Source organism: Streptomyces sp. NPDC058257, assembly GCF_042881845.1.
Classification (GTDB): domain Bacteria; phylum Actinomycetota; class Actinomycetes; order Streptomycetales; family Streptomycetaceae; genus Streptomyces.
Genome location: NZ_JBHVXJ010000003.1, coordinates 454004 through 478227 on the forward strand (window position 1 = coordinate 454004; position 24224 = coordinate 478227).

A 24224-nucleotide genomic window follows, 5' to 3' on the forward strand; every position below is an offset into this window, starting at 1 on the left:
TTGAGGGGCGGTGCCGGAGAAGGCCCCGCCCCTCCCCCGCCCCCGCCCCATCCCCCATCACTCAGCCCTCAGCCCTCATCACTCAGCCCTCAGCCCGACAGCTTCGCCGCCAGCTCCCCCGCGTCAGTGGTGGGCGCATCGCACACGAACCGCCGGCACACGTAAGCCGCAGGCAGCTCCCTCCCCGCGAGGAGCGGAAACTCGCCGCCGCCCGCGGGGCCGACGGCCACCACCGCCCCGGGCGCCGTCCCCAACAGCGCCGTGCGGTGCAGCTCGCCCCCGGCCTCGCCGATGACGGCGACCTCACGAGGCCCGTCAAGGGCCGCCTCAGCCACCGCCAGCCCATGCCCGATGAACCGGGGAGCCCGAGGCGCGAGCCCCTTCACGACCCCCAACGCCCGCTCCGCCGCGAGGCGATGCGGCTCGGCGCCGGTCTGCGCCGAGTACGACAGGAGCGCCCCCGCAGCCGCCGTCCACCCAGAAGGCACCGCGTTGTCCGTAGGGTCCTGCGGTCGCCGGATCAGCCGCTCCGCGTCCGCGGCGGTGTCGTACAGCGACCCCGACTCCGCGTCCACGAACTGACCGAGCACATGGTCGAGCAGGAACCCGGCGAACTCCAGCCATACCCCCTCCCCCGTGACGGAGGCCAGCGCGAGGAATCCCTCGGCGACATCGGCGTAGTCCTCCAACACGCCCGCGTTGGCGCCCACTTGACCGTCCTTGGACGTACGGGACAACCTCGCCCTGTCGTCCATGTGCAGCCGCACGAGCAGGTCACCCGCGCCCACCGCCGCGGCCACCAGGTCCGGCCGGTCGAAGTACGCGCCCACCTCGGCGAGCGCGGCGACGGCAAGTCCGTTCCAGGCGGCGACGACCTTGTCGTCCCGTCCCGGAGCGGGCCGCTGCGAACGCGCCGCGAGCAGCCGCTCCCGGATCGAGGTGAGCCGCGCGGCATCCGCCACCACGCCCCGCGCCTCCGGAAGCTGAAGCACCGAAGCGCCCTCCTCGAAGGTCCCTTCCTCCGTCACCCCGAAGTACGCGGCGGCGAGCTCGGCATCCGCGTCGCCGAGCACCTCGCGCAACTGCTCCGGTGTCCATACGTAGTACGCGCCCTCGACATGCGCGCCACTCACGGCGTCCTCGCTGTCCGCATCGAGCGCCGAAGCGAACCCGCCCTCGTTCGTGCGCAGTTCGCGCACCATGAAATCGGCCGTCTCCAGGGCGACACGCCGCGCGATGTCCGATCCCGTGGCCCGCCACAGGTGGGCGTAGACCCGGCAGAGCAGCGCGTTGTCGTACAGCATCTTCTCGAAGTGGGGGACGACCCACTCCCGGTCCACGGAGTACCGCGCGAACCCACCGCCCAGCTGGTCGTAGATCCCGCCGCGCGCCATCCGCTCGCAGGTGTCGGCCGCCATCTGGAGGGCGCCCTCCGAGCCGGTGCGGGCGTAGTGCCGCAGCAGGAACTCGATGACCATGGACGGCGGGAACTTGGGCGCGCCCCCGAAACCGCCCCGCGAGGCGTCGTAGTCGCGCGTCAGGCCGAGCAGCGCCTGCGCGAGCTCGTCCTCGCCGGGCAGCTCGTCGGCGCCGAAGGCCAGCTCGCGTTCGGCGAGGTCGCGGACGATCTTCCCGGCGACCTCGTCGACCTCGTCGCGCCGGTCCGTCCAGGCACGCCGGACCCCGTCGGCCACCTGCTGGAAGGAGGGCATGCCGTGCCGCGGCTCGGGCGGGAAGTACGTGCCGAAGTAGAAGGGCTCGGCGTCGGGGGTGAGGAAGACCGTCATGGGCCAGCCGCCCTGGCCCGTCGCGGCCTGCACGGCCTCCATGTAGACGGCGTCGATGTCGGGCCGCTCCTCGCGGTCGACCTTGACGTTGACGAAGTGCTCGTTCAGGAAGGCCGCCGTGTCGGCGTCCTCGAAGGACTCGTGCGCCATGACGTGGCACCAGTGGCAACTGCTGTAACCCACGCTGAGCAGCACGGGGACGCCTCGCTCCCGCGCCTTCGCGAAAGCCTGCGCCGACCAGGGCCACCAGTCGACGGGGTTGTCGGCGTGCTGAAGAAGGTAGGGGGATGTCTCATGGGCCAGTCGGTTCGGCATGCCCCCCATCCTCGCGCACCGGGGCCTGTGATCCGGGGACTGCCCCACGTGATCCGCGGACTCCCTCGCGCCGGAGCGCCGTACGCAGGACACTTGATGCCACAGGTGACTATTGCTCTCGGAGGGGGACCCATATGCGGGACAGCCATCGGGCTGAGGCCGAGCGGCTGTTGGTGCGGGCGGTGGAAGAAGAGTCGCGGCGCTCCGGCGGACGGACCGACGGGGGTGTGCTGCTCTCCCGGGCCAAAGCCGCCCTCGACGCCATGGGGCAGACCGCCGACGAGGAGTACACGGCCTATACGCGGGCCCTGGACGAATCGGAGGCCGGTCAGCTCTCCTTCGGGCAGCGGTATGCCAGGGAGGGGGCGGGAACTCCGCTGCTCGTGGCCGCCGTTGCGGCCGTGGCCGCGTGTATCGCCGACCTCGTGCTCGGGACCGACACCTCGACCGCTCTGGGCGTGGGCGCCGCTGTCGGCGTCGTCGGTGCGGCCACCACCGTTGTGAAGGTCACCGCGTCCCACGTGCCCGATGCCAGCCGCCGCGCCGGTGCGCTCAACCAGCCCGGCGGACCCGAGCAGCTGCGGCTGCAGTGGCTTACGGCCCTTGAGGTACGGGGCATCCGGCCCTTCATCGACCAGCAGCGGGTGCTCCAGGCCTCCTCCGGCACGAAGAAGTCCGCGCCCCGGCTGCGGGGCACGGACAAGAGCGCGGCGGCGCGCAGGCGCACCGTACTGGAGCAGTCCTTCACCCAACTGCCCGAACTGGAAGGGCCGTTCGCCGGGCGCCGCGCCGAGCTCGCCCGTGTCGCCCAGTGGGTGCACGCCGCGCGGGCCAGCACCGAGACCAGGCCCACCGTGGTCGTGCTGCACGGCGCTCCGGGCTCCGGGCGCTCCTCGCTCGCCGTCCGTGCCGCGCACGATCTGCGGGACCAGTTCCGGGGCGCCTGCGTCGTGGATCTGCGGGGCGAGAGCTCCCAGCCACTGTCCACGCGGGACGCGCTCCTGCACCTGCTCAATCGGTTGGGCGCCCCGCGCGAGCAGCTGCTGTTCCGGGAGCGTTCCTCGCCGGAGCAGCAGGTCAAGCGGCTCAGCGAGCTGTACCACCAGTATCTGACCGGGCTCGCGGTGACCGTCGTACTGGATGACGCGAGCGACCCGGCGCAGGTGCGCACGCTCGTGCCCGAGCGCTCCGACAGCCTCGTGATCGTCACCGCCCGCAAGCCCCTCGAACTCCCCGCCGACCTCCCCGCCTGGGTGCACCAGCTGCCGGTGGAGCCGTTGGACGCGGCGGGCGCGGAGGAGCTGGTCAAGGAGGCCGCGGAGAATTCCTCCGGGCCCTATGACGCCGAATCGTCCGACGCGGTGCGGGAGTTGTGCGGCGGACTGCCACTCGCCCTGCGTATCGCCGGCTCCTCGATCGGCGCGCGCACGACGCGCCAACTCGCCTCCGACCTCTCCGCGTACGGCCCTGTGGAACCCGTCGAGCGCGTCCTGTGGCTGCGCTACACGGACCAGTCCGAGCCCGCGCGGCGCCTCCTGCGCAGGCTCGCGCTCGCCGGGCGCGCGTCCCTGGGGACTGCCGCGGCGTCCGCCCTGCTCGGCGCCGACGAGCAGGAAGCGGCCCGCCAGCTGACCGCGCTCTCACGCGCGGGCCTCGTCGACCACGTGCGCGGCAGCCGCTACCGCCTGCACGATCTCGTACGTGCCTTCGCCCTTGCCCGCCTCCTCGACGAGGAGGAGCCCGCGGAGCGTACGGCCGCGCAGGAACGATTGATCGCCAGCTACAGCGAGCTCGCCGGCTCTGTGATCCGCCTGGTCGACGGCAAGATGTCGACGCGGGCCGGCCAGTTCGACCGGCACGGTTTCTCCTCGCTCGACGCGGCCCTGCGCTGGCTGGACGACGAGTCGAGCTTCATCACGGCGACGCTGCGGCACGCGGAGGGCGTGGACCAGGAGGCGGTGCTCAACCTCCTGGGCGCGCTGTGCGACTACTGCCTGCTGCGCGGCGACCTCTACCGCCTCGGCGAGATCAGCGAACTCACGCAAGCCGTCGACCAGGGGCTTCTCGTGCGGAGCGTGCAGTGGCGTACGGGTATCGCCTCCCGCCAGCTCGGCGAGCTCGACCAGGCGCGGACGACCCTGACGTCGGTCGTGGACCTGTACTTGGAGGCCCAGCAGGACGCGGGCGCCGCGCTCGCCCTGTGCTCGCTCGGGATCACCCTGCACCACCAGGGCAATCTGACGGAGGCGTCGGCGCGCCTGCACGAGGCCCTCGAAATGCAGGCCTCCGACGAGCTGGCCGGTGACCGCGCCTGGACGATGCACGCACTCGCGGCGGTGGAGCGGGACCGCTCCAACCTCAACCAGGCGCTCGGGCTCCTGGAGGCCTCCCTCACCCTGCACCGCGAGAACGACTCCCTGCACGGCGAGGCGTGGGCGCACTTCCAGCTCGGTCAGCTCTTCCTGCGCATGGGCGACGTACCGCGCGCGGAGGAGCAGCTGCGTGGCGCCCTGGAGCTGTACGGGCGTACGCGTGACGGCCGCGGCGAGGCCTGGGCCCTGACGCAGCTGGCGCGGGCCCGCCTGGTGGACGGCGACCCGTCGGCCGCGGTCGACGGTCTTCGGCAGGCGGTGTCACGGCACCGCGACAACGAGGACGCGCGCGGCGAGGCGTGGAGCGCCTACTACCTGGGCCAGGCGCTGGAGGAGGCCGGCAGTCTCGACCAGGCGGTGCGCGAGCTGGAGCGCTCGCGGACGATGTTCTCGCGGATGCGGGACGTGTACGGCCTTGCTTGCGCGCGCCACCACTCGGCACGGGTGACCCGCGACCAGCGCGCCGCCCAGACGGGCTCGCTGCGCAACTCCGGTTTCGCCCGCCAGCTCCTGGTGGACGCCCGCGCCGACTTCCAGCGCATCGGCGTCGCGCACGGCGAGGCGTGGACATGCCTGGAGCTCGCGGTCGTCGACGCGGGGAACACGCGTGCTCAGCAGGCGCTCGCCCTGTGCGACAAGGCGGCCGAGCTGTTCGCCTCGTACGGCGACCGGCGCGGCGAGGACTGGGCCCGCTTCCTGCGTTGCACTTTGCTGCCGTACGCGTCGCCGGGCGGCTGGGAGATCGGTACCGCCGTCGCCCAGGAGGAGCTCAGCCAGCTGGCCCGCGCCGGTCATCCGACGCGTGACGGCAAGCTGGCCGACTACATGGAGGCGTACGGCCTCCTCCTGGAGCGCGGCGCCGACCTGGAGACCGGCTGGCAGGCCTGGCGTCTGGGCATGGTGCCCAACCGTCACTCCCGCGAGGTGATGGGAGTGACGGTGGCGCCGACGGGCTAGCCCTCGCGGGGTTGGGCCTCGGAGGTCTTCCCGTCGCCGGTGGAGGCCTCCGCGGGTTCCTTGAAGTCGACCTTCCGCATGTGCTTGCTCATCGACTTCATCAGACCCCAGACGGCGAGTGCCATCACCGCGAAGACGATGAAGCCGAGAACACCCGGGGTCACCTTGTCATCGTCGACCTCTTTGGCGAGAGGGACGAGATGCGTCATTGCCAGATGTGCGTTCACATCAGGCATTGTCGCGGATGCCCGCAAAGAGGTCGTCCTCGGGGAGGGATGTATCGACGAGCGACTTCGCGAGCTCGTACTCCTCCGTGGGCCAGACCTCCTTCTGGAGCTCCATCGGCACCCGGAACCAGCCGCCCTCGGGGTCGATCTGCGTGGCGTGCGCGATCAGCGCCCGGTCCCGGACCTCGTAGAAGTCGGCGCAGGGAACGTGGGTGGTCAGGGTGCGCTCGACCCGCTCGAACTCGTCCCAGCGCTTCAGCCAGTCCCCGTAGGGCGACTCCATACCCTTGTCGAGCATCGCCTGGTGCAGCGCCTCGGTGCGCGGCCGGTTGAAGCCCTGGTTGTAGTAGAGCTTCTGCGGCTGGTAGATCGGCCCGAACTCGCTCTCCGGGTACTTCTCGGGGTCCGCGGCGCCTTCGAAGGCGACCATCGAGATCTTGTGGGTCATGATGTGGTCGGGGTGCGGATAGCCGCCGTTCTCGTCGTACGTCGTGATGACCTGCGGACGGAAGGAGCGGATCTGCCGGACCAGCTCACCGGCGGCCTTGTCGACGTCCTCAAGCGCGAAGCAGCCGTCGGGCAGCGGCGGCAGCGGGTCGCCCTCGGGCAGACCCGAGTCGACGAAGCCGAGCCAGTCCTGCTTGACGCCGAGGATCTCGCGCGCCTCGTCCATCTCCTTCCTGCGCACCTCGTGGATGTTCTCCTCGATGTACTTGTCACCCTGGAGCTTGGGGTTGAGGATGTCGCCCCGCTCCCCGCCCGTGCAGGTCACGACGTGCACGTCCACCCCCTCGGACACGTACTTGGCCATGGTGGCCGCGCCCTTCGACGACTCGTCGTCGGGGTGGGCGTGAACGGCCATCAGTCGCAGCTGCTCAGTCAAGACTCGATCCTCAGTGATCTGGCGCCCGGTCGATTCGGCGCAGTAAACAGGTGTCGTCCCGCAGGGACGTCGATGCGGGGCGGCGGTCGGGTGGCGGGTGGGAGGCTTCTATAGTGACGGAACCGGGGGGCGGAAAATTCCGGCATCCCCTTTTCATGGAGGACGATCATGGCGGCCGTGAACGGCGGTGACATCAGCGGCTCCGCCGCGCGGGCTCCCGCGGGCCCTCCCGAGAGCCGGTACGGCCACGCGCGCACGGCCGACGAGCAGGCGGACCGCAAGCTGAAGATCATCGGCAGCGTCCTCGGTGTGCTCTTCCTCCTGATGATCGGCTGGTTCGGATACGACTACGTCTCCGGCACCAAGGTCAGCGGCGAAGTGATCAAGTTCGAGGTGGCATCGGACAGCGCGGTCAAGGTGCACCTGGAGGTGCGCAAGGACGCGGACGCGCACGGCTACTGCACCCTGCGCTCACAGTCCGAGGACGGCGAAGAGGTCGGCCGCGCGGACTTCCGCTTCGACCAGGACACGGGCCGGATCGACAAGGTCGTCACGCTGCGCACGAAGGCGCGCGGTACGAGCGCCGAGCTGCTCGGCTGTCACTCGGACTGACTCCGCCCCGCCCCTTGCGTCACGCCGGACGCACGACGTCCCCGGTGTACCGGTCCTCACCTGCGTTGACGTATTTCTGATGGCTTATGTCCTCCCCCTCACGCGCCTGAATTGTTAGGCTCGTGGTTTCGCCCACCCGTGAGGGAACATCCTTCTGGGTAGGGCGATGCTTTGTATTCCCAGTACCTACGAGGAGCACCTGTGACCCAGACCAGCGAGAACGTCACCTGGCTGACCCAGGAGGCGTACAGCCAGCTCAAGGCCGAGCTGGAGTACCTGTCTGGTCCCGCGCGCACCGAGATCTCCACGAAGATCGCGGCCGCACGCGAGGAGGGCGACCTGCGCGAGAACGGCGGGTACCACGCGGCCAAGGAGGAGCAGGGCAAGCAGGAGCTCCGCGTCCGCCAGCTGACCCAGCTCCTGGAGAACGCGAAGGTCGGCGAGGCGCCTGCCGCGGACGGCGTGGCCGCGCCCGGCATGGTCGTCACGATCGCCTTTGACGGCGACGAGGACGACACCCTGGAGTTCCTGCTCGCCTCGCGCGAGTACGCGAGCGCCGATATCGAGACGTATTCGCCGCAGTCCCCGCTGGGCAGCGGTGTGAACGGCAAGAAGATCGGCGAGAACGCGCAGTACGAACTGCCGAACGGCAAGCTCGCCTCCGTGAAGATCCTCGAAGCCAAGCCCTACCAGGCCTGAGGCCCGCATCGGCGACGCGAAAGGCCCCCCGCACCGAGCGTGCGGGGGGCCTTTCGCGTGGCTGGCTCCCGCTCGGGCTCAGGCTGTCGCCGAGCGGTACTTGCGGACCGCGAGCGTGCGGAACGCCACGATGATGAGCACCGACCAGATCAGCGAGGCCCAGACCGGGTGCTCCATCGGCCAGGCTCCGGTGACCGACCGCGGAACGCCCTCGATCGTGTTGCCGAACAGCTCTCGGGCCGCCGCCACCGTGGCACTGAACGGGTTCCACTCGGCGACGTACTGAAGGAACTTCGGCATCCCGTTGACCGGCACGAACGCGTTCGAGATGAACGTCAGCGGAAAGAGCCAGATCAGCCCTCCCGAGGTCGCCGCCTCGGGGGTCCGCACGGACAGGCCGATCAGCGCGCCGATCCAGGTGAACGCGTACCCGAGCAGCAGGAGCAGGCCGAAGCCCGCGAGAACCTTGCCGATGTTCTCGTGCGTGCGCCAGCCGACGAGCAGGGCCACCACCGCGAGCACGGCCAGGGTCACGGCCGTCTGCACCAGGTCCGCGAGGGTGCGGCCGGTCAGAACGGCGCCGCGCGCCATCGGCAGCGACCTGAAGCGGTCGATCAGGCCCTTGTGCATGTCGTCGGCGATGCCCGCTCCGGCGCCCGCCGTGGCGAACGTGACGGTCTGCGCGAAGATGCCCGCCATCAGGAATTCCTTGTAGGCGCTCGCGCTGCCTGCGGGCGCGCCCGGAATGTTGATGGAACCACCGAAGACGTACGTGAACAGCACCACGAACATCACCGGTTGGATGATCCCGAACAGGATCATCTCGGGAATCCTGGTCATGCGAATGAGATTCCTGCGGGCCACGACCAGGGAGTCCCTGACGGACTGGCCGATGCCGCCCGCGGGCCTGGGGCCCGCCGTGCGTTTGGTCACGATGCCGGTGGAGGTGCTCACTTGTCGGCCTCCTTCTCGGGCTCGCCCTGCGCGTCCTTCGCCTCGCCGCTCTTTTCGCCGCTCTCTTCGCCGTTCTTCTCGTCCTTCACCTCGGCCACGTGGCCGGTCAACGAGATGAACACGTCGTCCAGGGTCGGGCGGCGCAGCCCGATGTCGTCGATCTCGATCCCGCGGTTGTCCAGGTCGCGGATGACCTCGGCGAGCAGCTTGGCGCCGCCGGAGACCGGGACGGTGAGCTTGCGGGTGTGGCTCTCGACGGCGACCTCGCCCTTGCCGAGGCCTCGCAGGACCTCCACGGCCGGGGTGATGTGCTCGCGCTCGTGCACCACGACCTCGACGCGCTCGCCGCCGGTCTGCGCCTTGAGCTGGTCGGAGGTGCCGCGTGCGATGACCCGGCCGTGGTCGACGACGCAGATGTCGTGCGCGAGGTGGTCGGCCTCTTCGAGGTACTGGGTGGTGAGGAGGAGGGTCGTGCCGCCCGACACCAGCTCCTGGATGACCTCCCAGAGCTGCTGCCGGTTGCGCGGGTCGAGGCCCGTCGTCGGCTCGTCCATGAACATCACCGGGGGCGACACGACGAGGGCGGCCGCGAGGTCGAGGCGGCGGCGCATGCCTCCCGAATACGTCTTGGAGGGGCGGTCCGCGGCGTCGGCGAGATCGAACCGGTCGAGCAGCTCGCCCGCCCTGACCTTCGCCTCCTTGGCCTTCATCTGATAGAGCTGGCCGACCATTTGGAGGTTCTCCCGGCCCGTCAGATACTCGTCGACGGCGGCGAACTGGCCGGAGAGACCGATCGAGCGCCGTACTTCGTTCGGATGTTTCAGTACGTCGATGCCCGCGACGACCGCCCGGCCGCGGTCCGGCGTCAGAAGCGTCGTCAGGCAGCGCACCGCCGTGGTCTTGCCCGCGCCGTTCGGCCCGAGGAGGCCGAGCACGGTGCCTTCCGGGACATCCAGATCAACGCCGTCCAGAGCCCTTACGTCACCGAAGGTCTTGACGAGACCTTCGGCGTAGATGGCGCCTGGCATGTGGGTTCTCCCCGTGAGTTTGGGTGACTTCCTACCGAAAAGTTTAGATTTGCCGGTTAGCACGCGCCCGGCGACCAGTGACGTGAGACACACCATAACGCGATACATCGCGTCTTCGCAACGGGATTGACGAAGCTGTGGACAACGCAAAATAGCGGGCAACGCCCTTGGATGTGCGGGATTTTCGCCGGAGTCACCCGCGACGCGGACCGTCAGACGGGACGCGCCGAACGTCAGACGGGGGCGCCGAACGTCAGGCGGGGGGGCGCCGAACGTCAGGCGGAACGCGCCAGCCGTCAGCCATCAGCCGTCAGCCGTCAGCCGTCAGCCGATGACGGTGTAGCCCGCCTCGCGCAGCGCCGCGCCGACCTCGGTGCAGTGCGACGGGCCCTTGGTCTCCAGCTGCAACTCGACCTCCGCCTCCGTCAGGCCCAGACGCGGATCGGTCCGCACATGGCTCACGTCGAGGACATTGGCGTCGACCACCGAAAGCACCCCGAGCAGCGTGGCAAGGGCCCCGGGGCGGTCCGTGAGGCGCAGACGCAGCGACAGATACCGGCCCGCCGCAGCCATGCCGTGGCGCAGGATCCGCTGCATCAGGAGCGGATCCACATTGCCGCCCGACAGGAGCGCCACCACCGGACCCTCGAACTCCCGCGGCCTGCTCAGAAGCGCCGCGACGGGGCTCGCGCCCGCGGGCTCGACGACCATCTTGGCCCGCTCCAGGCAGAGCAGCAGCGCACTGGACAGGGCGTCCTCGGACACGGTGACCACGTCGTCGAGCAGCTCGTCGATGATCTGGAACGGCACGTCGCCGGGGCGCCCGACCTTGATGCCGTCGGCCATCGTCGCCGGATTCTCGACGGACACCGGATGCCCCGCGGCCAGCGAGGGCGGGTACGCCGCGGCGCCCGCGGCCTGCACACCGATCACCTTGACGTCCGGGCGCAGCGTCTTGACGGCCACCGCGATACCCGCGGCGAGCCCGCCGCCGCCGACACCCAGGACCAGAGTGCGCAGCTCGGGGCACTGCTCCAGGATCTCAAGGCCCACCGTGCCCTGCCCCGCGATGATGTCGGGGTGGTCGAAGGGGTGGATGAAGACGGCGCCCGTCTCGTCCGCGTACTCCTGCGCCGCGGCCAGCGTCTCGTCGACCACCTGGCCGTGCATCCGCACCTCGGCGCCGTACTCGCGGGTCGCTGCGACCTTGGGCAGCGGCGCGCCCACCGGCATGAAGACCGTGGACCGCACGCCGAGCAGCGAGGACGCGAGGGCCACGCCCTGCGCGTGATTGCCCGCGCTCGCGGCGACCACACCGGCCGCGCGCTCCTCCGGATACAGGCCCGCGATCCGCACGTACGCGCCGCGCAACTTGAACGAACCCGTCCGCTGGAGGTTCTCGCACTTGAGGTGGACCGGCGAACCGACCAGTTGCGAAAGGTGCCTGCTGCCTTCCATCGGCGTCACCCTGGACACGCCCGAGAGCATCTTCCGGGCACCGCGCACGTCGTCGAGGGTGACCGTCGGCAAGGAGTGACGCGTGCGGTAGCTCATGACGGCCAGTCTCCCAGTTCACACCGGGGTCCTCCTGTGGTGACCACGTGCCGAGACTGGTTTGCGCAGCGCCGGTACGCCCCGCGTCCCGGCCGCGTACCCTGTCCCCCAACCCATCGCCCTCGCATGAAGTGAGCCCCCGGCCATGCCCACAACTCCGGACATGACGACCGCCAGCGATCCCGGCCTCCTCGACACGCTGCAACACCAGGTGGCCGTGTTCGCCCGCCGTGCGGAGCAGACACGCCTCGGCGGCGTCGGACAGGTCCGCAACTCCATGGACCGCGCCGCATACCTGCTGCTCAACCGCCTCGACAAAGAGGGGCCCATGGGCGTCAAGGCGCTCGCGGCAAGCATGGGCATCGACTCGTCCACGGTCACCCGGCAGGTCGCCCCACTGGTCGACACCGGGCTGGTCAAGCGCACATCGCACCCCGAGGACGGCCGTGCCGTGGTGCTCCAGCTGTCGCCCCGCGGCGAGGCACGCCTCAATGAGGTGCGGTCCTCGCGGCGCGACCTCATGGCCGAATTGACCGATGACTGGTCCCCCCAGGAGCGCGAAAGCTTCTGCACGCTCCTCACGCGCTTCAATTCCGCGCTCTCCGCCCGCCAGACATCGCCGGCGCCCCCGGAGACACCCGCTTCCTGAACCCCGGTCCCCGCGCCCGGCGGCTCCGGGGGTGCCTGCCTCTTGACCCCGGCCGTGTGCCTGGCCTCATATGAGACCGGGGGCCCGTCCCCTCCAGGCGGGAGGCGCGGTGCGCGGACGGCGGGCGTTCTTGAACGCCCGCCGCGCCCGGGAGTTCGAAGCGTTCGTCGCGGGCGCGGCAGGGCGGCTGCTGCATGCCGCGACGCTGCTCACCACCGAGCCGCCGGACGCCAACCCACGCGCGCGTGCCCTGCTGACCGCGTCCCTCGCACACTCGTACGCGGGATGGGACCGGATGCGCGGAGAGGACCCGTACGACCGCACCCGCAAGGAGCTGGCCGTCCGCTTCGCCCGCGGGGCCTGGCGGCGCCGTCGCGGCCACGGCGGCGTGCTGGCCCGGCTCACGCCCCAGGAGCGGCTGATTCTCGTCCTGCGGCTGTACGAGGGGGTCGCCGAGGAGCAGACAGCGGCGCTCCTCGGCCTGCCCGCCGAGCGGGTCAGCGCGATCTGCGCCCGCGCGATGGAGACGGTCCTGCACCCGCCGCGCGGCCCCGCTCCGACGCGCCCCCTGGGAAAGGCGGCTCCGTCATGAGCCAGTTCGACCGCAAGGAGAACGCGGTCCGCCATCTCCTGGACGGCGGCACGCCCCCCTCGGTCCCGACGGAGGTCTACGAGGAAGCGGTCCGCCGCGGCGGCCGCAAGCTGCGCCGCGACAGGGCAGTGCGCCGGCTGCTGTGGCTCCTGCTGCTCGCCGCGGCGGTCACCTTCGTGATCTGGGCGTCGATCGCCCAGCCCTGGGTGCAGCATCCGTCAAAGACGACTCCACCGCTGACGAACTGGTGACTGGGCGCGGAAGCGCCCGGCCCCCGTCGGGCCCGTGTCTAACCAAGCGCCTGCTGCAGGTCGGCGAGCAGGTCATCGGCGGCCTCGATGCCCACCGAGAGCCGCACCAGGTCCGCCGGGACCTCAAGGGCCGAGCCCACCACGGAGGCGTGCGTCATCCGCCCCGGGTGCTCGATCAGGGACTCCACGCCGCCGAGCGACTCGCCCAGGGTGAACAGCTTCGCGCGGTCGCAGACGGCGACCGCGGCCTCCTCGCCCCCGGCGACCTGGAAGGACACCATCCCGCCGAACGACTTCATCTGCTTGGCCGCGGTCTCGTGACCGGGGTGCTCCGGAAGCCCGGGGTAGAGAACACGCGTCACGCGCGCGTGCCGCGTCAGCATGTCGGCGATCTTCGTCGCGTTCTCGCTGTGCCGGTCCATGCGCACGGCCAGCGTCTTGATGCCGCGCAGGACCAGCCACGCGTCGAAGGGCCCGGCCACCGCGCCCATCGCGTTCTGGTGGTACGCCAACTCCTCGCCGAGGGCCGCGTCGTCGACGACGAGCGCGCCGCCCACGACGTCCGAGTGCCCGCCCATGTACTTCGTCAGGGAGTGCACGACGACGTCCGCGCCGAGCGCGAGGGGCTGCTGGAGGTAGGGGCTCGCGAAGGTGTTGTCGACGACGAGGCGGGCCCCCGTCTCCTTGGCGACCTGGGAGACGGCGGCGATGTCGGTGATGCCGAGCAGCGGGTTGGAGGGGGTCTCCACCCAGATCGCCTTCGTACGGTCGGTCACCGCGGCCCGTACCGCCGCCGGGTCGGAGGTGTCGGCGACCGACCACTCGACGCCCCACCGCGACACGACCTTGGCGAAGAGCCGGAACGTGCCGCCGTACGCGTCATTGGGGATGACCACGTGGTCGCCGGGACTGAGCAGCGTACGCAGCAGGCAGTCCTCTGCGGCGAGGCCCGACGCGAAGGCGAGCCCGCGGCTGCCGCCCTCAAGGGCGGCCAGGTTCTCTTCCAGGGCGGTACGGGTGGGGTTGGCGCTGCGGCTGTACTCATAGCCGCCGCGCAGCCCGCCGACACCGTCCTGCTTGTACGTCGACACCTGGTAGATCGGCGGGACGACCGCGCCGGTGAGCGGGTCGGCGGTGTTGCCCGCGTGGATCGCGGCGGTCTCGAAACTCTGGCTGCTGAACGTGTCACTCATGCGGCCAGAGCCTAGTCCGGGACGGGCACGGGGCCGACAAGTTCGAGACTGGTTCGCCAAGTGTCAGAGCAGTCTGGTTCGCTTGTACTCATGGAGATTCTCTGGGTGCTGATGGCGGCGATCATGATCGGGGCGGTCCTCGGCCCGATCCTGCTGCGCAGGCGGGGCGGAATCCGCCAGGTCGCCCCCGGTTCACCGGACGCCGCGGACCCCGCCGAGTACGGCTTCGCCCGTCAGGAAGAGCTGGACATCCGCATGCCGGGACCGGACCGCGACCTCCTGGACGTCCTCGACGTGGTCCAGCAGTCGCAGAGCTGGAAGGCGGCGGCGCAGCTGCTCGCGGGCACGGAGGTGCACGGCGAGGTGCGCTGGCAGCGCGTGCAGGCGTTCGCGGGCGCGGCGTCCCTGGAGCTTCAGCAGCGGCCCGGCGGGGTCGGCGACCAGCCCGGCGGGCAGTGGCTGCGGGTGTGGCGGGCCGAGGCGCCGAAGGACGCGGGCGGCGCGGCGGTGCACGCGGAGTTCCTGGTCCAGCAGGCCTGGCGGTCGTCGACGTCCGGGACCGACGAGTTCCGGATCATCCTGGAGGAGGCGAAGGAAGCCTGCGGGCAGGCGGCGCTCCTCTCCCCCGGCGACCCCGTCCCGTACATCATCGAGCTCTCCATCGCGCGCGGCCTCGCGTACTCGCGCGAGGAATTCGAACAGCTGTGGCTGAAGATCCTTGACCGCGCGCCCGCGCACCTGGGGGCGCACCTGGCGGCCCTGCACTACTGGTGCGAGAAGTGGCACGGCTCGCGCGACCTCGCGAACGACTTCGCGGAGGCGGCTGCGGCCCGCGCCCCCAAGGGCTCGCTCCTCGCCGCGCTCCCGCTCTTCGCGGTGTACGAGCACCTGCCCGAGGTCAATCTGGTCCGTGGTTTCTACGAGAGCGAGGTCGTCACCAAGGCCGTCGAGGGCGCGCTCTACGCGGTGCACTCGGCCCGCCCGGACGACCCGATGCTGGCGCACGTCCGGCATCTCCTGATCTTCTTCCTGGTCCGCTGTGAGCGCTGGGCGGAGGCCATGAAGCAGCTGCTCCACGTGGACGGCCACGTGGGGGCACTCCCCTGGACGGTCTCCTCCGACCCGGCCGCGGACTACGCGGTGTACCGCGCGCTCGCCGTCGCGGGGTACGAGGCGAACGGCGGCAGCCCGGCGACGCTGTCGCACTGAGGAATGCGGCCCGCCCCGCACACGTTGACGAAGAAGCCGCAAGCCGCGCCCACCCCTAAGCGTCCCAGGAGGACAGCCCCATGCTCTTCGGCCGCACGCCCGAGCTCCCCGCCCCCGAGCAGGCCCTGAAGGGCCGCGCGACCCCCGAATTCGAGGTCCCCTCCCGCTACACGGTCCTCGGCAACCCGCTCCTGGGCCCGTACCCCGACGGCCTGGAGATCGCGGACTTCGGGCTCGGCTGCTTCTGGGGCGCGGAGCGCAAGTTCTGGCAGACGGAGGGCGTCTGGACGACGTACGTCGGCTACCAGGGCGGTTACACGGAGAACCCCTCCTACGAGGAAGTCTGCTCGGGCCTGACCGGCCACGCGGAGGTCGTCCGCGTGGTCTTCGACCCCACCCGCGTCTCGTACGCCGCTCTCCTGAAGCTCTTCTGGGAGTCCCACAACCCCACCCAGGGCTTCCGCCAGGGCAACGACGTGGGCACCCAGTACCGCTCGGCGATCTACACCCACTCCCCCGAGCAGGAGGCGGGTGCGGTGGCGTCGCGCGACTCGTACCAGCAGGTCCTGACCTCGGCACGGCACGGCGAGATCACCACGACAATCCTCCCGGCAGCCTCCCGCCCGTTCTGGCCCGCAGAGGGCTACCACCAGCAGTACTTGGACAAGAACCCGGACGGCTACTGCGGAATCGGCGGCACGGGCCTTGAGCTGGACAGCCCGTCGGAGACGAACTGGGGCCGAGCCTGCCCTACGGGGATCGCTCCGGCGCCTCAGGCCACGGAGCAGTAGCCTTCAGCTCCCGCTCGGCCGAACAGACTGTGCCGCCGACTGTGAGTCAGTACGGCGGCACAGCCATTCCACGCATCCTTCAAGAGCGGTGGCTGCGCAAGGCCCTGGCCGTGCCGCCACCTGACGCCCGCGTGCCTGGCCAGTGCCGTGATAAGCGCCCGGGAGCGTCGATACCCCTCACGGGCTGATCGTTGCCGCTGTGTGTCTGACGAGAGCCGACAGACCTACCGGCACCCCAGAGGCTCGGTCGACGACTTTCAATGCCTCCCGCAAGAGAAGGCGATTCCTCCCCGAGGTGATAGTGCTGAGGAGCGGTCCGATCTCGTGGATTTCCTCTTCCGCTTTCCCCCACGCTTTGGCTCTTGCGTAGCTGTGCAAGAGCTCAATGCGGTACAGCATGACGCCCCGTGGTGTTGCATGGGCCAGAGCGCTCTGGAATTTGAGGATCGCCGCGTTCAAGTCCGCGAGGCTCAAGAGGGCATGCCCTGAGTGCCCTACAATTTCCTGCTGGTTCACCCACCATGCCCACTCGGGATCACGTGAACTAAGGGACTCTTCCACGCCGCCTCGGGCTGCGTCCAAGTCGGCCAAGGCACGCTGGCGATCTCCTGTCTGAGCGAGCGCCCGGCCCCGCCTTACACGCGCCAGAAGTGCCACACGCGGAGGAATCCGGGACTGCGACAACAGTTCGTCGGTGATGCGTCGCACCCCTCCGGGACGGCCACATTCGGTGTCGAGCATGGCGAGCATGTCCAGGGCGAACCACTCCATGGCCCGTTCTCCAGCATGTCGGGCCAGCATGTGTGATTCGAGGAACGCGTTGCGGGCCGCTACTCGATCACCGGAATCAAAGAGCAGCCATCCAGCGACTTCAGCGGCTTCCGCCACGGCGGCCACATAGCCTCGCTGGGCCGACTCCGGGATTTCCCCGGCATCAAGTCTGCGCTGAGCGGACTGCCAAACCTGAACTGCGACGGGCGCCACGGCGTCTCCGCCATAGCGGTCGGCGTGCTTAAGGATGTGTTCGGCACTGGCTTTCATATGTGCGATGTCGGAAGCTGGGCCAGTCGGCTCATCCAGTGGTGTCACGGGCGTGGAGAGTCGCACCAACTCCCCGTCAGCCTGAAGGAGTTCGTCCAGCGCTTCGGCAAGTTGCACTGAAGGACGCTGGCGGCCGTTGGCGACGCGCGAGATATAAGCCACGTTGTAGTTGAGGGCGCGTGCAGTGCCCCTCAGGGTCATATCCCTCTCCGTGAGGAGTGCGCGGAGCCGTGGGCCGAATTCGGCGCTCATGTGCTTCCCCTGGTGTTGACCGTGCTCTCCAGAGTAGCTGTCAACGGCTGTCAACTCCCGGCAGTGCACGTCACGCGACAAGGATGGTGAGACAGACCCCGGCGACCGCGCGACCGGCCCCGGGGCATGGTCAACGCTGATTGGAGCGCCGACATGCCGGACTGTATCGCCCGAATTTTCGAGCCGTTGTTACGGCTCCTGTTTCCCTCTGAGGGGCGCCACCATGCGCCCGGACCGTGCCCTTCTGTACCGAACAGCGACCCACCGACCAGGCCCTTGCCACCCATGCCCGTCCTGCGGGGCGAGGGCATCGGCCTGGTTCGCCCGTACCTTGTCGCCTTCGAGCGGCGGCAGGAAGAGCGTCGGCAGAAGGCACGGCGGCGTGCGCTGTGGCTGGCCGTGCGCGGCGTGGATATCGGCCCACGCTTGATCCATGGAGTGGAGGTGACGGCATGACGGATCAGACGCGGTTGCTGCCATGGTCCACGCCAGAGGGCAAGCCCTGCGTTCTCGTGGGCACCGGCACGGGCTTCATGTCGCGAATGGCCGACAACATCGAGGGCGTCCAGCTGGGCATGGCGGGTGATCTGCTCGGGCATGCGGCGGACACGCTCGCTGACCGCAAGGCCACGCCTGAGGAACTCCGCTTCGTCGCCGCCCGGTTGACCGAGTCGCTTCGGGAGGTACACCGGATCGCGGAGAGCCGGGGAGATCGCTTGTCCGCTTTCGATCAATCCGATGGGGACGACAGCGACGAGGAGGACGACGATCCACAGCTTCCGGCGGGGGCGTTCGGGTGAGTGAGGGCAGCTTGCCACGGGGCCGCTACGTGCTTCTCGAATGGACTCTGGCGGCCATGCCCCCGGCGGCTGTGAGCCATGTAGGCAAGTGCCTCGTCTGTAGTGAGCACTCGGTGGACCGGGCCGACCCGGATGAAGCTCAGTTGTGGTGCCTCAGGCACGCGGGCATGACACGCCATACCGGTTTTGAGCTGTCGGCGTTTCAGTTCTTCAGTGCCACGATCACTGATCCTGCGGTGGGTGAGGCAGACCCGGCGACGTAGAGCAGGGCGGGGCTGGCGCGGTGCGGCGCCCGACGCCGTCAGTCCCGCCCGATCCCCTCCCCTCCTTACGAGGGGAGGGCGGTGGTAACCGGAGGGGGGGGCGGTGGGGCGCAAGTTCCCCCTGCGCTTCGAGACTCGCCCCATGGGGCTGCCCCCCGTAGGAGCCCTCTGCCGTCAGCGAATCTGCCGCAGGCCAAGAACCCTTACCCGGTGAGCGCGGCGACCCGAAGGTGGTGGGACAGGACAGCGGCCCGCAGGTGCGCCGCTCCCACCGTCAGGAGGACGACCGATGCCACCCATCGCCAACGGCTTGGAGCCCGCCTTCGCCGCGCGGGGACCACGGGCCTCCGAGGGCGAGACGCCCTCGTCGCGGTTCGACGATCATCTGGCCGCGCAGTTGCTGACCCAGCGGATCGTCTTCCTCGGCACCCAGGTCGACGAGGTCTCCGCGAACCGGGTCTGCGCGCAGATGCTGCTGCTCTCCGCCGAGGACCCGCGGACCGACATCAGCCTCTACATCAACAGCCCGGGCGGGTCCGTCACCGCGGGACTCGCCATCTACGACACCATGCGGCTGATCCCGAACGACGTGTCGACCCTCGCCATGGGGTTCGCCGCGAGCATGGGGCAGTTCCTGCTGAGCGTCGGGACCGCGGGGAAGCGGTACGCCCTGCCCAACGCCCGCATCATGATGCACCAGCCCTCCGCCGGGATCGGCGGGTCCACCGCCGACATCGCGATCCAGGCCGAGAACCTGGAGTTCACGAAGAAGGCCGTGGAGCGGATCACCGCCGAGCACACCGGGCAGACCGAGGAAGCCATCTCGCGGGACGGTGACCGCGACCGGTGGTTCACCGCCGAGCAGGCCAAGGAGTACGGGATGGTCGACCGGGTGCTTGATTCGCTGACCGATGTGCGGCCCGCCTCGGCCAAGCCGCGGATGGGACTGGGGGTCTGACATGAGCCAGTACACGATTCCGACCGTCATCGAGCGCACCCCGCAGGGCGGCGAGCGCGCCTACGACGTCTACAGCAGGCTGCTCTCGGAGCGGATCATCTTCCTCGGGACCGAGATCGACGACGGGGTCGCCAATGTCGTCATCGCCCAGCTGCTCCACCTGGAGTCGTCCAACCCCGAGCGTGAAGTCGCCGTCTACATCAACTCCCCCGGCGGCTCCTTCACTTCGCTCATGGCCATCTACGACACCATGAGCTTCATCAGCGCCCCCATCTCCACGTTCTGCGTGGGCCAGGCCGCTTCCACCGCCGCCGTACTGCTCGCCGGTGGCGATCCGGGGCGGCGGTTCGTGCTCGAACACTCGCGCGTACTACTCGGGCAGCCCGCGAGCGGCGGGCAGCAGGGGACGGTCTCCGATCTCACCCTCCAGGCCAAGGAGATGGTGCGGATCCGCTCGCAGGTGGAGGACGTCCTTTCCCGGCACTCGGGGCACGACGTCGCCACCCTGCGCGCGGACATGGACCGCGACAAGGTGTTCACCGCGCAGGACGCGGTGGCGTACGGGCTCGCCGACGAGGTGCTCAGCCGCCGCATGCTCGCGGCGGCGGCCTGAACCCTCAAGCGGCGAGGCGGATGTCTCCCTGACGCGGACGCGGTCGCGCCGGCTGCGTCTGGCGGATCAACTCGCCCTGGGCCAGGGAGAGAAGGTCCGCCAGGCCGAGGCCGAGAGCACGGGCGCCGGCCGCGAGGACCTCGGACGAGGCCTCCTTGCGGCCGCGCTCGACCTCGGAGAGGTACGGCATCGAGATGCGGGCGGCCTCCGCCACGTCCTTGAGCGTACGTTCCTGGGCGAGGCGCTCGCGGCGCAGCACGTCACCGACGATGTCCCGCCACAGCGGCTCTCTGGCCGCTGGAGAGGCTGGGGACACGGGAGTTGTGCGCACCGGGGCCGCATGCGCCTGGCGCGAGAGCGGGCGCAGGGGGATGACGCGAGCCCCCCGCTCGGCTGCCCGCGCAGGCTCGGGATTTCCCTCAGGGTTCTGCTCTTGGCTGCTCACCCTCTCAGGGTAGGAGCCGCCCGGCCCACCGGAAGGGATCAGCGTTCCGCCCCCGGCGAAAATCAGGGACCGCACCCTGAACCTTCCTTACGCGAGCGCCTCCGCCAATCCGTCCGCCGCCAGGATCCGCCACTGCGGGTCACCGTGCAGCCGGCCCCAGTGCGCCATGGTCACCGCCCTGGCCTGCGTCCACCGCCGGGCCCGCTCCGGGTCGATCTCGGCGGCGTCCGAGAAGACGGCGAGGCGGCGCAGGACGGCGGCCTTCGCGTCGGAGGCGGCGAGCAGCTCCTCGAAGCGGTGGTGGAGCAGCGTGATCGAGTCGTATGCCGGGTCGCCCGCGTACCCCTTGGGGTCGATGGCGAGCCAGGGTTCGCGATCCCCCCGCAGGACGTTGCCGACGTGCAGGTCGCCGTGGATGAGGGTGTCGGGCTGGTCGGGCCCCAGTTCCCGCAGGGTGCCGATCGCGGCTTCGAGCAGGCGCGAGGCCAACGGCGATCCCAACCGCGCGGCGCCGTCCCGGAGTTCGCGTTCCCACTCGCCGCACAGCGCGCTCACCCTGGGCAGTTCGGCGGGCGCCGGTACGGCGAGACGTCTGGCGAGTCGGCCCGCGGCCGTCAGTGCCGTCTCGGCGTCCGGCTCGTCGGCGAGCGAGCCGGGGCCCGCCTGTTCGAGGAGCATCGCGAACCGTGGGTCGTCCCGCTCGTGCAGGCGGACCGCGCCCCGCCCCTCCCACACGGTGAAGGCGTCCGGCTCGTGGACGTTGCCGGGGTGCGGGAAGGAGATCTTCAGGACGGCGGGCAACCCGTCGTGCCGACGCAGGACCGGAATGATCACGCCGACCTGCCCGTGCGTGACCGGCGCCGACGGCACGCACCCCCAGCGGTCGAGCAGTTCGTCGGCCAGTTCCGGCAGGGACGCCAGCCAGGAGCGGCCAGGCTCACCCTCCCGCTGGACGGTGCTCGCGGCGAAGTCCTCGGGTGTCTCGATCATCCCGGCACCCTAGCGAGGAGGGCAGGTGGCTACCGTTCACCCCATGCCCCTCGCTGAAGCCGCCGACGGCACCGCCCTGCACTACGAAGTCCACGGCTCCGGCCGCCCCCTCGTCCTGCTCAGCGGGCAGTCCAACAGTCGCCGCTGGTGGGATCCGGTGCGGGACGACTTCGCCGCCGCGTACCGCACCGTCGTACTCGACTGGCGCGGCACCGGAGAGAGCGGCCGCCCCGACACCGACAGCTACAGCACGCCCGGCTTCGCCCGCGACGTCGTCGCCGTCCTCGATCACGCGGGGATCGACCGCGCCCACGTGTACGGCACGTCGATGGGCGGCCGTGTCGCCCAGTGGCTCGCCGCCGACCATCCGGAGCGGGTCGACCGCCTTGTACTCGGTTGTACGTCCCCGGGGGCGCCGCACGGCATCGAGCGCGGGCCCGAGGTGCGCGGCGCCCTCGGGCAGCCGGACGCGGCGGCCGTGCGCCGCGCCCTGCTGGAGTTGATGTACACCCCGGACTGGATCGCCGGGCGGGAGCGTGCCTCCGCGAGGCCCGTGTTCCACACCCTCGGCGATCCGTCCATGCCCCCGCACGCGCGCCGGCGTCATCTGCGCGCCAGCGCCCGGCACGACTCCTGGGACGCGCTGCCGCGGATCACGGCGCCGACACTCGTCGTGCACGGAACCGACGACGCGTTCAACCCGACCGCCAACGCGCCCCTGCTCACGGAACGCGTCCCCGGGGCGCGGATGCGGCTCGTCCCCGGTGCGCGGCATGCGTACTTCGAGGAGTTCGCACAGGTCGCGACGCCGCTCGTGCTCGACTTCCTGAACGAGGAGGCAGAGGGAGCGGGGCGAGCGGAGGACGCGGGCTAGCTTCCGCTGCCGTACAGCTGCGGGCTAGCTTCCGCTGCCCCACGGCTGCGGACTAGCTTCCGCTGCCCTACGGCTGCGGACTAGCTTCCGCTGCCGTACGGCTTGGTGAAGATCTCCAGGTTGTGGCCGTTCGGGTCCTCGAAGTACGTGCCCCGGCCGCCGTCGTTGGTGTTGATCTCGTTGACGATCTTGTGGTACGGGTCGGCCCAGTGGGTGAGGCCCGCGTCCTTGACGCGGCCGAAGATGCCGTCGAACTCGTCCTCGGAGACCAGGAAGGCGTAGTGCTGGGAAGTGATCGGCCCGCCGTCGCTGTCGGCGTAGTCCAGCGTGACGCCGTTGGGGATCTCGACGGGGATGAACGGGCCGAACTGAGGGCTCACTCCGAGACCGAGGATGTCGGCGAGGAACTGAGCCGACTCCTTCTTGTTGCTGGCTGTGACGATGGTGTGGTTGAGCGCGATGGACATCGTGCGACCTCTTCCTGCGTCGATTCCTGCGTCGATTCCTGCGTCTGAAGTGCCCCCGTGCTGACGTCCACCACACTAGGCAGGGGCCTCGCGTCCGACATCGGTCACACGACCCCCCACCTGGTGCGCAATGCGGACTAGGACCGTGGGCCGAGACGAGTTCCGGCCACCCGGACCAGAGCGCGCACATACGCCGTCGCCCTGCTGTCCCTTTCGGGGCAGCAGGGCGACGGCGACGGCGGTCACGTCCTGGTCCACACGCCCCGGTGGGGGGGCGGTGCCGATCGGATCGTGGCGGGGTGGATCAGATCGTGGCCGTGTCGATCACGAAGCGGTAGCGCACGTCGCTGGCGAGGACGCGCTCGTACGCCTCGTTGATCTGGTCGGCGCTGATCAGCTCGATCTCCGAGCCCAGGCCGTGCTCGGCGCAGAAGTCCAGCATCTCCTGGGTCTCCTTGATGCCGCCGATCATGGAGCCCGCGAGGGTCTTGCCGCCGCCGATCACGGAGAAGAGGTTGAGGGAGACGGGCTCCTCGGGGGCGCCGACGTTCACGAAGGCGCCTTCCGGGCGCAGCAGGCCCAGGTACTTGTCCAGGGGCAGCGGCGCGGAGACCGTCGAGAGGATCAGGTCGAAGGAGCCCGCGAGCTGCTCGAAGGTGGCCTCGTCACTGGTCGCGTAGTAGTGGTCGGCGCCAAGGCGCAGACCGTCGTCCTTCTTGCGCAGGGACTGCGAGAGCACGGTGACCTCGGCGCCCATGGCGTGCGCGATCTTGACACCCATGTGGCCGAGCCCGCCGAGGCCGACGACGGCGACCTTCTTGCCGGGGCCCGCCTGCCAGCGGTGGAGCGGGGAGTACGTGGTGATGCCCGCGCACAGGAGCGGCGCGGCGACGTCGAGGGAGAGGCCGTCGGGGATGCGGACGGTGAACGCCTCGTCCACGACGACGTGCGTGGAGTAGCCGCCGTAGGTGGGCTCGCCCTTCTTGTCGAGGGCGTTGTACGTCTGGATGTTGCCCTTGGCGCAGTACTGCTCAAGGCCTGCCTTGCAGTTCTCGCACTCGCGGCAGGAGTCGACCATGCAGCCGACGCCGACGCGGTCGCCCACGGAGAACTTGGTGACGGCGGAGCCGACCTCGGTGACGACACCGGCGATCTCGTGGCCCGGAACCATCGGGAAAATACCCTCACCCCACCCGTCGCGGGCCTGGTGGATGTCCGAGTGACAGATACCGGCGTACTTGATGTCGATCAGGACATCGGACTCGCCCACCGGGCGGCGCGGGATGGTGGTCCGCTCCAGAGGGGCCTTGGCGGAGGGTGCGGCGAAGGCGGTGACGGTGGTGGTGCTGGTCTGTGCGGTCATGTACTGAACCGTGCCAGGATCGCGGACATCTACCCAGGTCACAGCTTTGCCTACGTCCAGTGAACCTACTACTGGCGGGGACAGG

The 24224-nt window shown here is 70.1% G+C and carries 24 protein-coding genes; 12 read left to right on the forward strand and 12 right to left on the reverse strand.

Annotated features, from left to right (window positions below; translation table 11 throughout):
• Positions 1-89: 89 nt before the first annotated feature.
• Entirely contained in the window at positions 90-2102 is a 2013-nt protein-coding gene (locus ACFVXC_RS11050) for a thioredoxin domain-containing protein (protein ID WP_389903877.1), read from the reverse strand.
• Positions 2103-2236: 134 nt separating this feature from the next.
• On the opposite strand from ACFVXC_RS11050, the gene ACFVXC_RS11055 reads away from it, so the two are divergent.
• A complete protein-coding gene (locus tag ACFVXC_RS11055; RefSeq protein WP_389903880.1) occupies positions 2237-5431 on the forward strand; it encodes a tetratricopeptide repeat protein in 3195 nt (1064 codons plus the stop codon).
• On the opposite strand, the gene ACFVXC_RS11060 is transcribed toward ACFVXC_RS11055, so the two are convergent.
• Together ACFVXC_RS11060 and mca are read right to left on the reverse strand one after the other, a co-directional pair.
• On the reverse strand, positions 5428-5667 hold the full coding sequence (locus tag ACFVXC_RS11060; protein ID WP_389903882.1) for a hypothetical protein: 240 nt from the start codon (positions 5665-5667) through the stop codon (positions 5428-5430). The genes ACFVXC_RS11055 and ACFVXC_RS11060 overlap by 4 nt on opposite strands.
• Entirely contained in the window at positions 5660-6541 is an 882-nt protein-coding gene (gene mca, locus ACFVXC_RS11065; protein WP_389903884.1) for a mycothiol conjugate amidase Mca, read from the reverse strand. The genes ACFVXC_RS11060 and mca overlap by 8 nt, the downstream gene beginning before the upstream one ends.
• 168 nt (positions 6542-6709) lie before the next feature.
• Here mca and ACFVXC_RS11070 point away from each other — a divergent pair, with 168 nt between their 5' ends.
• Positions 6710-7153 (forward strand): DUF4307 domain-containing protein, encoded by a 444-nt coding sequence (locus ACFVXC_RS11070; RefSeq protein WP_389903886.1) that lies wholly within the window; start codon positions 6710-6712, stop codon positions 7151-7153.
• A gap of 201 nt (positions 7154-7354) precedes the next feature.
• Entirely contained in the window at positions 7355-7852 is a 498-nt protein-coding gene (greA, locus tag ACFVXC_RS11075) for a transcription elongation factor GreA (RefSeq protein WP_389903888.1), read from the forward strand.
• A 78-nt stretch (positions 7853-7930) separates the two neighbouring features.
• On the opposite strand, the gene ACFVXC_RS11080 is transcribed toward greA, so the two are convergent.
• The 3 genes from ACFVXC_RS11080 to ilvA all read right to left on the reverse strand — a co-directional run bounded on the left by ACFVXC_RS11080 (position 7931) and on the right by ilvA (position 11388).
• On the reverse strand, positions 7931-8806 hold the full coding sequence (locus ACFVXC_RS11080; RefSeq protein WP_389903890.1) for an ABC transporter permease: 876 nt from the start codon (positions 8804-8806) through the stop codon (positions 7931-7933).
• A complete protein-coding gene (locus ACFVXC_RS11085) occupies positions 8803-9834 on the reverse strand; it encodes an ATP-binding cassette domain-containing protein (protein ID WP_389903893.1) in 1032 nt (343 codons plus the stop codon). Before ACFVXC_RS11085 ends, ACFVXC_RS11080 begins: the two co-directional genes overlap by 4 nt.
• Before the next feature lie 324 nt (positions 9835-10158).
• Positions 10159-11388: a threonine ammonia-lyase gene (ilvA, locus tag ACFVXC_RS11090; protein WP_389903894.1), complete on the reverse strand. Its 1230-nt coding sequence runs from the start codon at positions 11386-11388 to the stop codon at positions 10159-10161.
• 145 nt (positions 11389-11533) lie between these two features.
• Between ilvA and ACFVXC_RS11095 the strand changes: the two genes are divergently transcribed.
• The 3 genes from ACFVXC_RS11095 to ACFVXC_RS11105 all read left to right on the forward strand — a co-directional run bounded on the left by ACFVXC_RS11095 (position 11534) and on the right by ACFVXC_RS11105 (position 12880).
• Complete coding sequence (locus ACFVXC_RS11095) at positions 11534-12037, forward strand: MarR family winged helix-turn-helix transcriptional regulator (protein ID WP_389903897.1); 504 nt, start codon at positions 11534-11536, stop codon at positions 12035-12037.
• Positions 12038-12146: 109 nt separating this feature from the next.
• Positions 12147-12629 (forward strand): sigma factor-like helix-turn-helix DNA-binding protein, encoded by a 483-nt coding sequence (locus tag ACFVXC_RS11100; protein ID WP_389903900.1) that lies wholly within the window; start codon positions 12147-12149, stop codon positions 12627-12629.
• Positions 12626-12880: a hypothetical protein gene (locus ACFVXC_RS11105; RefSeq protein WP_389903901.1), complete on the forward strand. Its 255-nt coding sequence runs from the start codon at positions 12626-12628 to the stop codon at positions 12878-12880. Before ACFVXC_RS11100 ends, ACFVXC_RS11105 begins: the two co-directional genes overlap by 4 nt.
• 38 nt (positions 12881-12918) lie before the next feature.
• Here the strand turns inward: ACFVXC_RS11105 and ACFVXC_RS11110 are convergent, their stop codons facing one another.
• Complete coding sequence (locus ACFVXC_RS11110) at positions 12919-14073, reverse strand: cystathionine gamma-synthase (protein ID WP_389903903.1); 1155 nt, start codon at positions 14071-14073, stop codon at positions 12919-12921.
• 90 nt (positions 14074-14163) lie between these two features.
• On the opposite strand from ACFVXC_RS11110, the gene ACFVXC_RS11115 reads away from it, so the two are divergent.
• Together ACFVXC_RS11115 and msrA are read left to right on the forward strand one after the other, a co-directional pair.
• The gene (locus ACFVXC_RS11115; RefSeq protein WP_389903905.1) at positions 14164-15282 is read left to right on the forward strand and encodes a hypothetical protein; all 1119 of its coding nucleotides are present in this window, start codon (positions 14164-14166) and stop codon (positions 15280-15282) included.
• Between the two features lie 80 nt (positions 15283-15362).
• Complete coding sequence (gene msrA / locus ACFVXC_RS11120) at positions 15363-16073, forward strand: peptide-methionine (S)-S-oxide reductase MsrA (RefSeq protein ID WP_389903907.1); 711 nt, start codon at positions 15363-15365, stop codon at positions 16071-16073.
• Between the two features lie 177 nt (positions 16074-16250).
• Here msrA and ACFVXC_RS11125 read toward each other — a convergent pair whose 3' ends face one another.
• On the reverse strand, positions 16251-17366 hold the full coding sequence (locus ACFVXC_RS11125; protein ID WP_389903909.1) for a helix-turn-helix domain-containing protein: 1116 nt from the start codon (positions 17364-17366) through the stop codon (positions 16251-16253).
• Positions 17367-17818: 452 nt separating this feature from the next.
• On the opposite strand from ACFVXC_RS11125, the gene ACFVXC_RS11130 reads away from it, so the two are divergent.
• The 3 genes from ACFVXC_RS11130 to ACFVXC_RS11140 all read left to right on the forward strand — a co-directional run bounded on the left by ACFVXC_RS11130 (position 17819) and on the right by ACFVXC_RS11140 (position 20000).
• Positions 17819-18166 carry a hypothetical protein gene (locus tag ACFVXC_RS11130; RefSeq protein ID WP_389903910.1) on the forward strand — a complete coding sequence of 116 codons (348 nt, stop codon included), beginning with the start codon at positions 17819-17821 and terminating at the stop codon, positions 18164-18166.
• 552 nt (positions 18167-18718) lie between these two features.
• Positions 18719-19387, forward strand: coding sequence for an ATP-dependent Clp protease proteolytic subunit (locus ACFVXC_RS11135; protein WP_389903913.1), 669 nt, complete (start codon positions 18719-18721; stop codon positions 19385-19387).
• A gap of 1 nt (position 19388) precedes the next feature.
• Positions 19389-20000, forward strand: coding sequence for a ClpP family protease (locus tag ACFVXC_RS11140; RefSeq protein WP_389903915.1), 612 nt, complete (start codon positions 19389-19391; stop codon positions 19998-20000).
• A gap of 4 nt (positions 20001-20004) precedes the next feature.
• On the opposite strand, the gene ACFVXC_RS11145 is transcribed toward ACFVXC_RS11140, so the two are convergent.
• Both ACFVXC_RS11145 and ACFVXC_RS11150 read right to left on the reverse strand, forming a co-directional pair.
• A complete protein-coding gene (locus ACFVXC_RS11145) occupies positions 20005-20367 on the reverse strand; it encodes a helix-turn-helix domain-containing protein (RefSeq protein WP_389904435.1) in 363 nt (120 codons plus the stop codon).
• 165 nt (positions 20368-20532) lie between these two features.
• Positions 20533-21435, reverse strand: coding sequence for an aminoglycoside phosphotransferase family protein (locus ACFVXC_RS11150; RefSeq protein ID WP_389903917.1), 903 nt, complete (start codon positions 21433-21435; stop codon positions 20533-20535).
• 43 nt (positions 21436-21478) lie between these two features.
• Between ACFVXC_RS11150 and ACFVXC_RS11155 the strand changes: the two genes are divergently transcribed.
• On the forward strand, positions 21479-22309 hold the full coding sequence (locus ACFVXC_RS11155) for an alpha/beta fold hydrolase (protein WP_389903920.1): 831 nt from the start codon (positions 21479-21481) through the stop codon (positions 22307-22309).
• Between the two features lie 80 nt (positions 22310-22389).
• Here the strand turns inward: ACFVXC_RS11155 and ACFVXC_RS11160 are convergent, their stop codons facing one another.
• Both ACFVXC_RS11160 and ACFVXC_RS11165 read right to left on the reverse strand, forming a co-directional pair.
• Positions 22390-22776, reverse strand: coding sequence for a VOC family protein (locus tag ACFVXC_RS11160; RefSeq protein ID WP_389903922.1), 387 nt, complete (start codon positions 22774-22776; stop codon positions 22390-22392).
• Between the two features lie 304 nt (positions 22777-23080).
• Positions 23081-24139, reverse strand: coding sequence for an NAD(P)-dependent alcohol dehydrogenase (locus ACFVXC_RS11165; RefSeq protein ID WP_389903923.1), 1059 nt, complete (start codon positions 24137-24139; stop codon positions 23081-23083).
• Between the last annotated feature and the right edge of the window lie 85 nt (positions 24140-24224).